This is a genomic window from Nitratireductor luteus (genome assembly GCF_026162365.1).
Taxonomy (GTDB): domain Bacteria; phylum Pseudomonadota; class Alphaproteobacteria; order Rhizobiales; family Rhizobiaceae; genus Chelativorans; species Chelativorans luteus.
The window spans coordinates 1-14,313 of record NZ_JAOANW010000004.1 but is presented as its reverse complement, the minus strand read 5'-3'; the positions used below and the strand labels follow the sequence as shown (position 1 = coordinate 14,313).

Below are 14,313 nucleotides of genomic sequence, written 5' to 3'. Positions count from 1 at the left end.
CAAAGGAGACCAGTATGCAGCTCAACGGAAAAGTGGCCGTCATCACGGGCGCAGCGAGCGGAATAGGCTATGGCATCGCCGAACGCTTCGTGGCGGCCGGCGGGCGCGTTGCGATTGCCGACATCAACGCGGGCGCGGCACGCGAGGCAGCTGGCCGGCTCGGAGGCGAAGACATCGCCATCGGGCTGCGGATGGACGTCACGAATGAGTTGGAGGTGAATGCCGGCATCTCCGTGGTCATGGAGAGCTTCGGCGACATCGACATCCTCGTCTCCAACGCCGGCATCCAGCTCGTACATCCGCTGGAGGAGTTTCCGTTCGCCGGGTGGAGACGACTGCTGGCAATCCATCTCGACGGTGCCTTCCTCACCACGAAGGCCGTACTCCCACACATGTATGCGAAAAACTCCGGCGCCATCCTCTATATGGGATCGGTCCATTCCAAGGAGGCTTCACCGCTCAAATCCGCCTATGTCACGGCTAAGCACGGCCTTCTCGGCCTGGCGCGCGTGGTCGCCAAGGAAGGTGCCGCGCATGGCGTGCGCGCGAACGTCATCTGCCCAGGCTTCGTTAAGACGCCGCTCGTGGAAAAGCAGATCCCGGAGCAGGCACAGGCTCTGGGCATCTCCGAACAGGAAGTCGTCGAGAAGATCATGCTGGGCGAGACGGTCGACAAAACCTTCACGACGATAGAAGATGTCGCCGAAGTCGCGCTGCTCTTCGCCGCCTTCCAGACAAATGCGCTGACCGGACAATCGATGGTCGTCAGCCATGGTTGGAACATGAACTGAAACTGCTCACGGCGCTCCGCCAACCGCCGCAATATCAAAGGGAAAGGTGCTCTTCAGTGGATGGTTCAACCGCGAGGCAACAGCCTGTCAATCAAAGGACGCGCATTCGCATCGTTCGGTTCGGAGGATTGGCGCTCGCATGCGCCCTTCTGTTCGTGCGCCCCCTTTGGAGTGGGGATGTGCATGAATTCCTGGAAATGACGGGGCTCGGGCTGATCCTTGTCTGCGTGGGCGGCAGGATGTGGAGCATCCTCTATGTGGGATCCAGGAAGAACCGGCAGTTGGTCACCGCCGGCCCGTACTCCATGACGAGGAACCCCCTTTATCTCTTTTCCACGATCGGTGCCGCGGGCGTCGGATTGATCTATGGATCGGTCATCGCGGCGCTCTTGCTGGGGCTTCTTGCCTTCACCGTTTTCACGATCACCGCCGCCAAGGAAAGCGAACATCTCCGCACGCTCTTCGGGGCGGAATACGCCTCCTATGCGGCGAGCACGCCGATGTTCTGGCCCAAGCTCTCGCAGTATCGCGAACTCCCCGAGGCCGTTTTCTCACCGACCGCGCTCAAGCGGACTTTCCTCGACGGGCTGTTCTTCGTGGCAGCCTTTCCGGCACTGGAAGGGATCGAGCACCTGCAGCACACGGGCTTCCTGCCGACGATCATGCGAATGCTCTGAAGCGCTTATCGGGATCGGATGTAGTCACTGTTTCATTTTGCGCCGTGCTCCGACTATGCTGGAGGCTTGCGACGTTCGATTTCGGCGGCCCAGCGGCGCCCATAGCTGCTCCAGAGACGACCGGGGCCCTCGACGATCTCATCTTCCTTGCCTGACTTGACCATGGAACCCATTGCAAGCAGCGCCGCGCCTATACTCGTGCCAGTGGCGCTGCCAGGGTCGGCGACGACGCCGCGGCCGGTGGCTGCCGACAGCATGCGCAGGAACAGACCGTTGGCGGCGAATGGCCCTTCGGTGACAGTCACGCCGTCGGCTCCTATCAGATCCAGGCAGACAGCTGTCATCATCGCCAGATAGAACGAGGCCGCCACCTGCCGCTCCCCGGAACTGATCTCGCCATCGGCGACCCATGCGGTCCGGCTTTTGGGGAAAGGGCCGCTTCCCTGCTGCACCGAGGGCAGAAGTAAGATGCCCCTCGACAGGACGGCTGCGACATCGTCTTCCGTCCAGCCTTCTTCGAGCCCCTCTGTCAGCAGGGCATATTCACGGCCGCCCATGAACCGCGCCGAGGGCACCGGGCTGCCGGAAGCGCTGACATTGATGAGCGTGTCGCGTTCCGGATCGAGGGCTGCCGGCTTGCCGCCCACCGCCATCGCCACTACCCAGGTACCGGTCGAAACGACAGAAAAGGGCGGGCGGCGCGACAGGAGATGCGGGAGGAGCGATGCGTTGGAATCGTGGATGCCGCATAGCACTGGTGTCGTCGGTTCGAGGCCGGTGTATTCGGCGATATCGGGCAGCACCGGCCCGAGCGCATCGCCCGCCGGCCTCACCGGCGCCATCAGTGCCCGCCAACCCAGGTGGTCGACCAGCGACGAGAAATCGCCCGCGGCGGGATCCCATAGATCGGTATGGCAGCCGAGGGAGGTTACTTCGTTGGCCGCAATCCCCGTCAGCCGCCATGCCCAATATTGCGGATAGGCGAGGATTGCCGCGACATTGGCAAAGGCGGAAGGAAAGGCGCGCGATTGCCAGAAAAGCTGCGCGCCGAGATTGAGCCCGGCGGGAAGGCGCGGCGAGCCGCTTTCGGAGAAATCGGGCCGTACCGCGTCATAGTCGGAGGCGAGAGCGTCGGGGCCGCCATGCTCGTAGTCTAGCACCGGGAGGGCCAAGCCACCCTTGCTGTCGAGAAGAGCGGCGGTCGCGCCGTGGGTAGTGACGGTAAGCGCGTCGATGGGATGCTGCTGCCGCAGTTCAGCCAGCCCGTCGAGGATGAAGCGCCACAGGCGGTCGACATCGTGATGCGGATATGGGCCGTCCGCCAGCACGGCGTTGAGCATGCGCCTGTGGTCGATTTCCCGGGGAGACGCCAGATCGACAAGCGCCAGCTTGGCATTGGTCTTGCCGATGTCGATGACGGCGATATGGCGCGGCTGGCCGGTCATGGCTTGCTGGGTTCGAACTTCATCAATTGGCGCTTTCCCCGCGCAGGCGGCGCCAGACGATCGGCGCTGCGATGACGCCTATGAGAAGCATGCCGATGAAAATCGACATGACGATGCCAGGCACATTCGCGAGCCCGAATCCGAAGGTGACGAGCCCCATGATGAGGGCCGCGAGCACGACGCCGGGAATGCTGCCTGAACCGCCCAATATGCTGACGCCGCCGAGCACCACCATGGTGACCACCTCCAGTTCCCAGGCAAAGGCGATGGATGGCCGCGTCGAGCCGAGGCGCGAGGTGAGGCAGACGGCGGCCACGCCCGACATCAGGCCGGTGAGCAGGAACAGGATGAATTTCACCCGCGCCACGCGGATGCCCGAAAACAGCGCTCCCGTGGCGTTGTTGCCGATGGCGTAGACCATGCGGCCGAAATAGGTGGCATGCAGCAGGACACCGAAGATCAGCGCGATGAACAGGAACAGCACCAGCTCGAAGGAGATCACCCACCACACATAACCCTGGCCGAAGAAGGCGAAATCGACCGGATAACCGGTGAAGGCCTTGTCGCCGAGGATGATATAGGCGATGCCGCGAAACAGGCTCATCGTGCCGATGGTGACGACGATGGAAGGCAGGCCGAGTCCGGTGACCAGAAGCCCGTTGAACGCGCCGCACAGAAGCCCGACGCCAAGTCCGATCATGACCAGCTCCGGCGTGCCGGCGCCATATTGCAGCGCCAGCCCCATCAGGGTCGAGGCAAGGGCGATGATGGCGGCCACCGACAGGTCGATCTCGCCGGCGATGATCAGAAGCGCCATGGCCATGGCGATCATCGCCTTTTCGGTGAAATTGAACGTGGCGTCGGAAAGGTTCCATGCGTTCAGAAAGTAGGGCGAGGCGTATGCGTTCACCGCGAAGACGAAGACGACCACGCCGACAAGCAGCATCTCCCAGCTCTTGAGCCAGGTCGTCCAGCGGCTTTCAAGTCGGTCGGGAATGGCGCGGGCGGTGGTGTCGCTCATGAGGCGGCCTCCGATTGACGCAGGATGATGCGACCACGCCGGCGCTCGGCGCGGGCGTTGAAGGCAACAGCCACGATGATGGCGGCGCCGGATATGGCGAGCTGCCAGAAAGGCGAGATGTTGACGACCGGCAGGGCGTTCTTGATGACGCCGAAGAAGAGCGCGCCCAGCACCGCGCCACCGACCGAACCGATGCCGCCGGCGATGGAAATACCGCCGATCACGCAGGCGGCGATTATGTCGAGCTCGAAGCCGCCGGCGATGTCGACATAGGCGACGGCGTAACGGGAAATCCATAGATAGCCGGACAGGCCGGCCAAGGCCCCGGCGAGGGTGAACGCGACGAAGCGGGTGCGCCCGACGTCTATGCCAGTGTAGACGGCGGCCGTCGGATTGCCGCCCACCGCATAGAAGGCGCGGCCGAGCGCCGTACGGCCAATAAGAACCGTCATCAGCACGACGATGAAAATGGCGACCCAGGAGAGGACCGGCAGGCCGAAGAACACGGCACGCGGAAATGCCTTGAAGGCGTCGCTCATCTGGTGCGCGTTGACCCACGCTCCGCCGGACAGGACGAAGACCAGACCGCGGAAGATCGTCAGCGTGCCGAGCGTGACGACGATGGGCGGAATGTCGAGCTTCCACACGAAGATGCCGTTGAAGGCGCCGAGAATAGCGCCCACGGCTATCGCCAGCGCGATCAGCGCCGGTACGGGAATGCCGGGTATCGCCGCGTTGAGCATGGCAACCACCATGCCGCTCAGCGCTAGATTGGCGGCCATGGAAAGGTCGATGCAGCGTGTCAGGATCACCATCATCTGGCCCAGCGCCAGAATGATGAGGATGGACGTGTCGTTGAAGACGCGGACAAGATTGGCAGCGCTGACGAAAGCCGGGAAGCGGATCGCGATCAGGACCGTCAGAAGAACGATGGCGCCGGCCAAAAGTGCCTCGCGCGATTTGAGAAACCGGGAGATCATGACTGTACCTTGTCTATGCCGGCCGCGGCTCTTACCAGCGTTTCCGCATCCAGCCCCTCGCGCGCAAACTCTCCCACAATGCGCCCTTCGCGCATGACGATCACCCGGTCGGCCATGCCGAGCACTTCCGGTATCTCGGAAGACACCATGATGATGCTCAGGCCTTCCGACGCCAGCTCGCTCATGAATTCATGCACCGCGGCCTTGGAGCCGATATCGATGCCCTTGGTCGGCTCGTCGAGGATGATGACTTTGGGCTTTGTCGCCAGCCATTTTGCGATCACCACCTTCTGCTGGTTGCCGCCCGAAAGGGTGGCGATATCGCGATCGAGGGCGGCGGCGCGCAGTTCGAGGCGGCTCGTATATTCGCGCGCCAGCCTGAATTCCTCGGCAAGTTTCAGGAAGCCGGCGCGGGTCGTCTTGCCGAGCGAGGGCAGCGTGACGTTCTGGAAAATCGGCAGGCCGGCGATGGCGCCCTGGCTGCCACGCTCTTCCGGCACGTAGACGATGCCGCGCCGGATGGCCTCGGCCGGGCTCCGGATGACGGCGACTTCGCCGTCTATCCTGACCGCCCCCCTGGAGGGTCGGGTGATGCCGAACAGCGCCTGCATCAGCTCACTGCGCCCGGCGCCAACCAACCCGTAGAAGCCGAGGATTTCGCCGCGACGCAGTTCAAAGCCGATATCGGCGAACTCGGTAGGGTGGCTGTAACCGGAAACGGTGAACACCTTCTCGCCGATCTCGGCTTCGGTCTTGGGAAATATCTTGTCGACCGAGCGGCCGACCATCAGGTGCACCAGCTCGTCATGGCTCGTATCGGCGATCAGCCCGGCACCGACGCATTCGCCGTCGCGGAAAACCGTATAGCGGTCGGCGATGCGGAAAATCTCGTCGAACTTGTGCGAGATGAACAGGATCGCCTTGCCCTCGGCCTTGAGCCGCTCCACCAGTTCATAGAGTTCGTTGATCTCCTTGTGCGACAGCGCCGCCGTCGGTTCGTCCATGATGACGATGCGCGCCTCGACGGAAAGAGCGCGGGCAATCGCGACCAGGTGCTTGCTGGCGATGCCCAGGCCCCGCAGCCTGGCTTCGGGATCGATATCGGCGCCGACGCGCCGCAAAAGCGCCGCCGCGTCCTTGTTCATGCGCTTCCAGTCGATCAGGCCGAAGGGGCCGCGCGGCGCATGGCCGAGATAGATGTTCTCGGCCACGGAAAGCTCGTCGAACAGCACCGTCTCCTGGTGGATCGCCGTGATGCCGGCACGGGCCGCATCATAGGCGGTGGAGAACGACACCGGTTCGCCGGCAAGCGTGATCGTGCCCTCGTCGGGCTGATAGATGCCGGTCAGGATCTTCACCAGCGTGGATTTTCCCGCGCCGTTTTCTCCGACAAGCGCGGTGACGGTTCCGGGGTAAAGGTCGAGCGCGACCTCGGACAGCGCGCGAACGCCGGGAAAGGATTTACTGACGCCGTCCAGCGTCAGAAGCGGCTGGGTCGCCGATGGGGACGCATGCTGCGCGATTGCCGGGCTTGCCGAATTCAACATGATGCGGCGGGCGCTCCAGATCTGCCTGAAATCCGTTGTGAAGCTGCCCCGACCGCCTGCCGTAGCAGGCGGTCGGGGAATGCTTGTCCGATCAGAATATGTCCTTGAAGTCGTCGATGTTCGACGCGTCGTAGACGAAGGGTTCGGCCATTGCGCCCTCATTGTTGTCGTCGAGCTTCACCGAACCTATGCGGCCCATAGGGATTTCGGCGCCCGGTTCGGCCGTGGCCTTTTCGGTCGCCAGATTGTAGGCGATCATGGTGGCCGAATATCCAAGGTCGATGGGATTCCAGATGGCGAAGCTTTTCGACGCGCCGGACTTTACGTGGCCGGCCATTTCCGACGGCAGGCCGAGTCCGGTGACGTTGATCTCGCCCGCCTTGCCGGCATCGGTGACGGCCTGCGCGGCCGCGACGATGCCGACCGAGGTGGGGGCGATGATCGCCTTCAGGTCCGGATAGGACTGGATGAGGCCCTGCGCCTCGCGATAGGATTTGTCGGCCAGATCGTCGCCATAGACCGTGGCGACGATATTGACGCCCGGATAGTTCGGCAGGACCTTCTTCATCTCCTCGATCCAGATGTTCTGGTTGGTGGCCGTCGCGGAAGCCGACAGGATGGCAACGTCGCCACCGCCTTCCGGCAGGTGCTCGGCGGCCATCTTGACGCACATTTCACCGATCAGCGCGTTGGACGAAGGGTTGAGGTGCATCTGCCGGCCTTCCGGCGCCACGCCCGAATCCCAGGAGATCACCGTGATGCCGCGCTGCATCGCCTTCTTGAGCGTCGGCACCAGTGCGTCCCGGTCGTTGGCCGAGACAGCGATGGCGTCGACATTCTGGGCGATCAGCGAGTTGATGACCTCGATCTGGCCCTCCGCCGTGGTGTCGGTGGGGCCGGTATAGATGATTTCGACGCCGCCCAGTTCCTCGGCGGCCTCCTTGGCGCCTTCATTGGCCGCTTCGAAGAAGCCGATGCCGAGCGCCTTGACCACCAGCGCGATCTTGACGTCATCCTGCGCCTGCGCCGGATTGAGCGTGAATGCGACGGACATGGCAGCCGCCGCCATTAGTTTCCCGAAAAGTCTCATCAAAGTCCTCCCTCAAACGTTGGTTGTGTTCCATCAGCGCCGCGGGTGAGACCTCCCCTCACGCCGGCAGCGAAGATACCTCCCTGTCCTTTTCCGGTATCGGAGCGACGATCAGCCGGACGCCCGCTTCTTCGAGCATTCTCGCCTCGCGCTCCTCCACGCCGTCATCGGTGATGACGGTCGAAATGCGCTCCAGCCCGCACAGGATGAGGCTCGAGCGCTGACGGAATTTCGTGGAATCGACCAGAACGATCAGTTCGTCGGCCTGGTCGATCAGTTTCTGCTCGGCCTGGATCAGAAGCGGATCGCCTTCCATGAGGCCGAGCGGCCCCAGCCCTTGCGCGCCCATGAACATGCGCTTTGCATAGAAATTGCGCGTCACGTCGTTGTCGAAGGGCGAAAGGACAATGTTCTGTTCGCGGTAGATCGTGCCGCCGGGCAGCACCACCGTGTTCTTCGAATGTTTGAGAAGATGATCGGCGATGGCGAATGAGTTGGTGAGAATGGGCATGCGCCGCGCCGCCAAATAGTGCACCATCTGAAAGGTCGTCGTGCCGCCATTGATGATGATCGGCTCGCCATCGGTGCACAGTTCGACCGCCTTCTGCGCGATGGCGCGCTTCATGCCGGCGTGCATCGTCTCGTTGACGCGGAAGGGCCGCCCGGCAAGACCGATCACCTGCGGCGGCGTCAGCGCCTCCGCCCCGCCGCGCACGCGCCTCAGCCGCTGCTGCACATGCAAGGCGGCGATGTCGCGGCGGACCGTGGCTTCCGACGAGCTCGTCATCTCCACGATCTCCTGCACGGTCACGACCGGCTTTTCCTGGACCGCGGACAAGATGATCCGATGGCGCTCTTTCTCGTGCATGCTTCCTCCCTGTGTGCCGATTAGCGCATTGGAAACGCGCATTGTCAATCATTTCTGATCAATTTAGCGCATATTGCAACGCACAATGATCGTAGTTGATCGTTTCTGATTGACATTGCAGGCCCCGTTTGAGACCTTGCGGGAAAGGATGTGCGCCTTCAACGGGTGCTGCAAGGGAGGAATTCATGCTCGATACGCGCGACGGCACGCGGCTTGCCAACCTTTGGGACGAGGCGAAGGCGCAGTCCATGAGCGAGCCGGAGCGTCTTCTGTACCGCTCCAACCTGCTCGGCTCCGACAAGCGCATCACCAATTACGGCGGCGGCAACACCTCGGCAAAGGCGATGGAGAGGGACCCGCTCATCGGAGACGAGGTCGAAGTGCTGTGGGTGAAGGGATCCGGCGGCGATGTCGGCACCATTGGCATGGACGGTTTCGCCACGCTCTATATGGACAAGCTGCAGGCGCTGAAAGGGCTCTACCGCGGGGTCGAGCACGAAGACGAGATGGTCGGCTACCTGCCGCACTGCACCTTCAACCTCAATCCCCGCGCCGCCTCCATCGACACGCCGCTGCACGCCTTCGTGCCGAAGAAGCATGTCGACCACATGCATCCCGACGCCGTCATCGCCATCGCCGCGGCGAAGGACAGCAGGGAACTGACCCGAAAAATCTACGGCAGTGAGATCGGGTGGCTGCCATGGAAACGGCCCGGCTTCGAGCTCGGCCTGTGGCTGGAGAAATTCTGCCAGGATAACCCCGATGCCAGGGGCGTCGTGCTGGAAAGCCACGGGCTCTTCACCTGGGGCGACACGGCGCGCGAATGCTATGAGACGACCGTAGAAATCATCAACCGCGCCATCGAATGGTTCGCGGCCGAGAGCGAAGGCAAGCCCGCCTTTGGCGGACCCGTGCGAAAAACGCTGGCTGAGGCCGAGCGCCAGGCCATAGCGGCGCGGCTGATGCCGATCATCCGCGGCAAGATTTCGTCGTCACAGTTCAAGGTGGGACATTTCGACGATCAGCCTGCGGTGCTGGAATTCATCGCCGCGCGCGACATGGAGAAGCTGGCGGCGCTCGGCACCAGTTGCCCGGATCATTTCCTGCGCACCAAGATCAGCCCGCTCGTCATCGATTTCGATCCGGAAAAGCCGGATATCGACAAGACCGTCGCCAGGCTCGACGCGGCGCTGGAGGCCTATCGCCAAGGCCACGCCGCCTATTATGAACGCTGCAAGGAACCCGACAGCCCGCCGATGCGCGACCCCAATGCGGTGGTCTATCTGGTACCCGGCGTCGGCATGCTGACTTTCGCCAAGGACAAGGCGACTGCGCGAATTTCCGCTGAGTTCTACGTCAACGCCATCAATGTCATGCGCGGCGCCTCCAGCGTCTCATCCTATATGGGACTGCCGGAGAAGGAAGCCTTCGACATCGAATACTGGGTGCTGGAGGAGGCCAAGCTGCAGCGCATGCCGAAGCCCCGCCCGCTGGCCGGCAGGGTGGCGCTGATCACCGGCGGCGCCGGCGGCATCGGCAAGGCGACGGCCGAGCGGCTTCTGGCGGACGGCGCCTGCGTGATGCTGGCCGATATCGACGAGACCGCCCTCGAAGCCGCCGAGGCCGAGCTTTCCGGCCGGCATTCGGCGGATGTGGTGCGCACCGTCAGGCTTGATGTCACATCGGAGAGCGAAACGGCCGACGCGTTCACGGCGATGGCGCGCGAATATGGCGGGCTCGACATTCTCGTCTCCAATGCCGGAATTTCCTCGTCGGCTCCCATCGACGAGACTGATCTTGCCATGTGGAACCGCAACATGGATATCCTGTCGACGGGCTATTTCCTCGTCGCGCGCGAGGGATTCCGTCTCATGAAAGCGCAGGCCAATGGCGGCTCGATCGTCTTTGTCGCCTCAAAGAACGGGCTTGCAGCCTCGCCCAACGCCGCCGCCTATTGCACGGCCAAGGCTGCCGAAATCCACCTCGCCCGTTGCCTTGCTCTGGAGGGCGCCGAATTCGGCATTCGCGTCAACACGGTCAATCCGGACGCAGTGCTGCGCGGCTCGAAAATCTGGTCGAGCGAGTGGCGCGAACAGCGTGCGGCGGCCTATAATATGAGCCCGGACGAGCTGGAGGAGCACTACCGCAAGCGCTCGCTGCTCAAGCGCAGCGTCCTTCCTGAAGACATCGCCGAGGCCATCTATTTCTTCGTTTCCGACATGGCGGCGAAATCGACCGGCAACATCGTGAATGTCGATGCCGGCAATGCACAATCTTTCACGCGCTGAGGGAACCATGCAGGACATCATCGACAGCAGTGAGCGCGAGAACGCCGCCCGACTGACCGGCCTCGATCGCGATTACGCCGCGCTCGGTGAGAAGCTCGACCGACACGGCGTGTCGATCGATGAGATCCGTGACAAGGCCGCCGCCTTCGGCATCGCCATTCCCTCCTGGGGCGTAGGCACTGGGGGCACGCGCTTCGCGCGCTTTCCCGGTCCCGGCGAGCCGCGCAACATATTCGACAAGATCGAGGACTGCGCCGTCATCCATCAACTGACGCGCGCCACGCCGACGATTTCGCTGCACATCCCCTGGGACAGGGCCGACCCGCAGTCCCTGAAGGAAGCAGCGTCCCGTTTCGGCCTGGGCTTCGACGCCATCAACTCCAACACGTTTCAGGATCAGCCGGGCCAGCGTCATTCCTACAAATTCGGCTCGCTGTCGCACACGGACGCCGCGACGCGTCAGCAGGCCATCGAGCACAATCTCGAATGTATCGAGATCGGCGAGGCGATCGGCTCCAAGGCCTTGACGGTGTGGATCGGCGACGGTTCGAATTTCCCCGGTCAGAGCGATTTGGCCCGGGCATTCGAGCGCTACCTGAGCTCGATGAAGACCGTCTATGCCGCCCTGCCCGAGGACTGGCGCGTCTTCACCGAGCACAAGATCTACGAACCGGCCTTCTATTCGACGGTCGTGCAGGACTGGGGCACGAATTACCTCATCGCCAAGGAGCTTGGGCCGAAAGCCTACTGCCTCGTCGATCTCGGCCATCACGCACCGAACGTGAATATCGAAATGATCGTCTCGCGGTTGATCCAGTTCGGCAAGCTGGGCGGCTTTCACTTCAACGATTCCAAATATGGCGACGACGATCTCGACGCCGGCTCGATCGATCCCTACCGGCTGTTCCTGGTCTTCAACGAGCTGGTCGAGGCGGAACGGCGCGACGCGCCGGGTTTCCAGCCGGCCCATATGCTCGACCAGAGCCACAACGTGACGGACCCGATCGAAAGCCTGATGGTTTCAGCCAGCGAGGTGCGGCGCGCCTATGCGCAGGCGCTGCTGGTCGACCGACAGGCGCTCATCAGAGCGCAGGAGGCGAATGATGCCTTGATGGCGAGCGAGACGCTCAAGAAAGCCTTCCGCACCGATGTCGAGCCCATTCTTGCCAGCGCTCGGCTGAAGGCCGGCGGCGCGGTCGACCCGGTCGCCACCTACCGGGCCAGTTCCTACCGCAAAAGGATCACCGACAGCCGTCCCGCAGTAGAGGGCAGCGGCGGCGGGATCGTCTGAGGCGGCTGCCCTACACGGAAACGGTCAAATGATCCGACTGTTTGATTTTCACGCAATTCCGGATGGAAAACCAGCTCCCACTTTTCCTGAAATTTCTCTAGACCGGTCCGCCGACCGCAAAGGCCAAAGGAACGCTCATATCGGCAGGGGCCGGCGCTCCTCAATTGCCTCCATGGCGAAATAGGAAGTCACCGTATCGAGCTCCACTTTCTGGATGAGCCGCTGATAGACGGTATCGTAGCTCGCCATGTCCGTCGTCACGATACGCAGCATGTAATCGTAGTCGCCGCCGATGCGGAAGAAGTCCACAATCTCGGGGATGCTGGAGACGTGCTGGCGGAAAGTCTGAAGCCAGGACGCGGAGTGGTGCCGGGTCTTGACCATCACGAAGACGACGAGGCCCAGGCCCAGCCTGTCGCGGTCGAGCCGCAAGGTGCGTCCGACGATGACTCCCTTCTCCTCCAGCGCGCGGAGGCGGCGCCAGCAGGCATTTTGCGACAGCCCCACCCGGTCTGCGAGGTCACGCTGCGACAGCGAGGCGTCGCGTTGAAGCGTGCGCAATATCTTCAGGTCAAATTGATCTAGTTTTTCTGCCTTCATGTTGTCATTTGATCTGATATTTCGACATACCTCAAGTTTTATTCTGCTTTTGATTGCCGATCCATGTGCGATCCTTTCCTTCTCGTGTTGGATGGAGGCGAAAGATCGATGGCTAGCGGTGTGCTCGACGATTTTGCAAACGGTCTTGCAGGCGAGAACCTGCCCGAGCGACTTCACGCGGGGCTGATCGGCGAGAGCGCGATGATCGACGGCCCGTTCGGGCAAAAGCCGCTGATCTATGCCGATTACGTGGCGTCTGGACGGGCGCTGGCACAGGTCGAGGATTTCGTGCGTGAGCGCGTGCTTCCCTACTATGCAAACAGCCACACCGAAGCCTCCTTCTGCGGCTCCTATTCAACCCGGCTGCGCGAGGAAGCGCGGCGGATCGTGACGGAAAGCGTGAAGGCAGGCGAGCGGACAAGCGTCGTCTTCTGCGGTTCGGGCGCGACTGCGGGCATAAACAAGCTGGTCCGCCTGCTGCAGATTCCGCAGATGGTCGCGGGCGGCCAGCGGGCGGTCGTCTTCATCGGCCCATACGAGCACCATTCCAACATCCTGCCATGGCGGGAAAGCGGGGCAGAGATCGTCGCCATTCCCGAGGCGGCTCGCGGCGGGCCCGACCTTGAAGCGCTCGCTACGGCTCTGGAAGCCAATCGCGATGCAGCGCTCAAGGTGGGCGCATTCTCCGCCGCCTCGAATGTCACCGGGATCCTGACCGACACCGATGCGGTGACGCAGGTGCTGAAGTCGGCCGGCGCGCTGGCCATCTGGGACTATGCCGGCGGTGCGCCATATCTCGCCATGGACATGAAGTCCGGAGCCGCCGAGGCAAAGGACGCCATCGTCTTTTCGCCGCACAAATTTCCCGGCGGCCCCGGCGCCACCGGCGTCCTGGTCCTGCGCGACGACATAGTGCGCACCAACCGTCCGACCGCGCCGGGCGGCGGGTCGGTCACCTTCGTTTCTCCCTGGGGGCACGATTATTCCGCCTCCATCGCCGCACGGGAAGAGGCCGGCACGCCCAATGTGGTCGGCGATGTCCGCGCCGCGCTCGCGCTGATCGTCAAGAACGCGGTCGGGCAGGACTTCATCGACGCACGGGACCAGGCCCTTCGCGAGCGCGCATTGGCGCGCTGGTCGCAAAACCCGCATATCGAGCTTCTTGGTAACGGGCAGGCAAAGGCCCTGCCGATCTTTTCCTTCCGGGTCCGCGCCGCCGGCGGCACCCATATCCACCAGCAGCTCTTCACGCGCATGCTGAGCGACAAATATGGGGTGCAGGCGCGCGGCGGCTGTGCCTGCGCCGGCCCTTACGCCCATGCGCTGCTGGGCATCGACGAGAGGCGCTCGCACGCCCTTCTTGCAGAGATCCGCGCAGGCCGTGAGATGGAAAAACCCGGCTGGGTGCGCCTCAATTTCAGCTACCTGATGAGCGACAAGCGCGCTGACCAGATCATCGAAGCGGTCGACACGCTTTCGCACGAAGCGGAAAACCTCGTCGAGACTTACGACTTCGATCCGACAACGGCCCGGTTCAGGCACAGGGCGGACGCGGTTTGCCCTCCCGTCCTTGCGGAAGCGCTATAGCATTTTGCCGTCAGGTGGAGTCACCCGGCGTCCGCATAAATGCGGAAACAAGCGGATGGAGCGGTGGGGGGGGGGGGGGGGGGGCGCCCGCCCCCACACCCAACGGGAAAAAGGGGCTGCAGGGAAGA

The 14,313-nt window shown here is 62.9% G+C and carries 12 protein-coding genes; 5 read left to right on the top strand and 7 right to left on the bottom strand.

Going from position 1 to position 14,313, the window contains the following annotated elements; genetic code table 11:
* Window positions 1-14 precede the first annotated feature (14 nt).
* Both N1058_RS05270 and N1058_RS05265 read left to right on the top strand, forming a co-directional pair.
* On the top strand, window positions 15-791 hold the full coding sequence (locus N1058_RS05270) for a 3-hydroxybutyrate dehydrogenase (protein ID WP_265516463.1): 777 nt from the start codon (window positions 15-17) through the stop codon (window positions 789-791).
* A 179-nt stretch (window positions 792-970) separates the two neighbouring features.
* Window positions 971-1,468 carry a methyltransferase family protein gene (locus N1058_RS05265; RefSeq protein ID WP_265516462.1) on the top strand — a complete coding sequence of 166 codons (498 nt, stop codon included), beginning with the start codon at window positions 971-973 and terminating at the stop codon, window positions 1,466-1,468.
* Window positions 1,469-1,521: 53 nt separating this feature from the next.
* Here the strand turns inward: N1058_RS05265 and N1058_RS05260 are convergent, their stop codons facing one another.
* From N1058_RS05260 to N1058_RS05235, 6 genes are all read right to left on the bottom strand, one after another.
* Window positions 1,522-2,913, bottom strand: coding sequence for an FGGY-family carbohydrate kinase (locus tag N1058_RS05260; RefSeq protein WP_265516461.1), 1,392 nt, complete (start codon window positions 2,911-2,913; stop codon window positions 1,522-1,524).
* Window positions 2,914-2,935: 22 nt separating this feature from the next.
* On the bottom strand, window positions 2,936-3,934 hold the full coding sequence (locus tag N1058_RS05255) for an ABC transporter permease (RefSeq protein WP_265516460.1): 999 nt from the start codon (window positions 3,932-3,934) through the stop codon (window positions 2,936-2,938).
* On the bottom strand, window positions 3,931-4,914 hold the full coding sequence (locus tag N1058_RS05250) for an ABC transporter permease (RefSeq protein WP_265516459.1): 984 nt from the start codon (window positions 4,912-4,914) through the stop codon (window positions 3,931-3,933). Before N1058_RS05250 ends, N1058_RS05255 begins: the two co-directional genes overlap by 4 nt.
* Complete coding sequence (locus tag N1058_RS05245; protein ID WP_265516458.1) at window positions 4,911-6,461, bottom strand: sugar ABC transporter ATP-binding protein; 1,551 nt, start codon at window positions 6,459-6,461, stop codon at window positions 4,911-4,913. Before N1058_RS05245 ends, N1058_RS05250 begins: the two co-directional genes overlap by 4 nt.
* Window positions 6,462-6,552: 91 nt before the next feature.
* On the bottom strand, window positions 6,553-7,551 hold the full coding sequence (rhaS, locus tag N1058_RS05240; RefSeq protein WP_265516457.1) for a rhamnose ABC transporter substrate-binding protein: 999 nt from the start codon (window positions 7,549-7,551) through the stop codon (window positions 6,553-6,555).
* Window positions 7,552-7,609: 58 nt separating this feature from the next.
* Window positions 7,610-8,419, bottom strand: coding sequence for a DeoR/GlpR family DNA-binding transcription regulator (locus N1058_RS05235; protein ID WP_265516456.1), 810 nt, complete (start codon window positions 8,417-8,419; stop codon window positions 7,610-7,612).
* Between the two features lie 185 nt (window positions 8,420-8,604).
* Here N1058_RS05235 and N1058_RS05230 point away from each other — a divergent pair, with 185 nt between their 5' ends.
* On the top strand, window positions 8,605-10,707 hold the full coding sequence (locus N1058_RS05230) for a bifunctional rhamnulose-1-phosphate aldolase/short-chain dehydrogenase (RefSeq protein ID WP_265516455.1): 2,103 nt from the start codon (window positions 8,605-8,607) through the stop codon (window positions 10,705-10,707).
* 7 nt (window positions 10,708-10,714) lie between these two features.
* Complete coding sequence (gene rhaI / locus N1058_RS05225) at window positions 10,715-11,998, top strand: L-rhamnose catabolism isomerase (RefSeq protein WP_265516454.1); 1,284 nt, start codon at window positions 10,715-10,717, stop codon at window positions 11,996-11,998.
* A 135-nt stretch (window positions 11,999-12,133) separates the two neighbouring features.
* On the opposite strand, the gene N1058_RS05220 is transcribed toward rhaI, so the two are convergent.
* On the bottom strand, window positions 12,134-12,598 hold the full coding sequence (locus N1058_RS05220) for an Lrp/AsnC family transcriptional regulator (RefSeq protein ID WP_265516453.1): 465 nt from the start codon (window positions 12,596-12,598) through the stop codon (window positions 12,134-12,136).
* Between the two features lie 108 nt (window positions 12,599-12,706).
* On the opposite strand from N1058_RS05220, the gene N1058_RS05215 reads away from it, so the two are divergent.
* Window positions 12,707-14,185, top strand: a complete 1,479-nt coding sequence (locus N1058_RS05215) for an aminotransferase class V-fold PLP-dependent enzyme (protein WP_265516452.1) — start codon at window positions 12,707-12,709, stop codon at window positions 14,183-14,185.
* The last annotated feature ends 128 nt before the right edge of the window (window positions 14,186-14,313 follow it).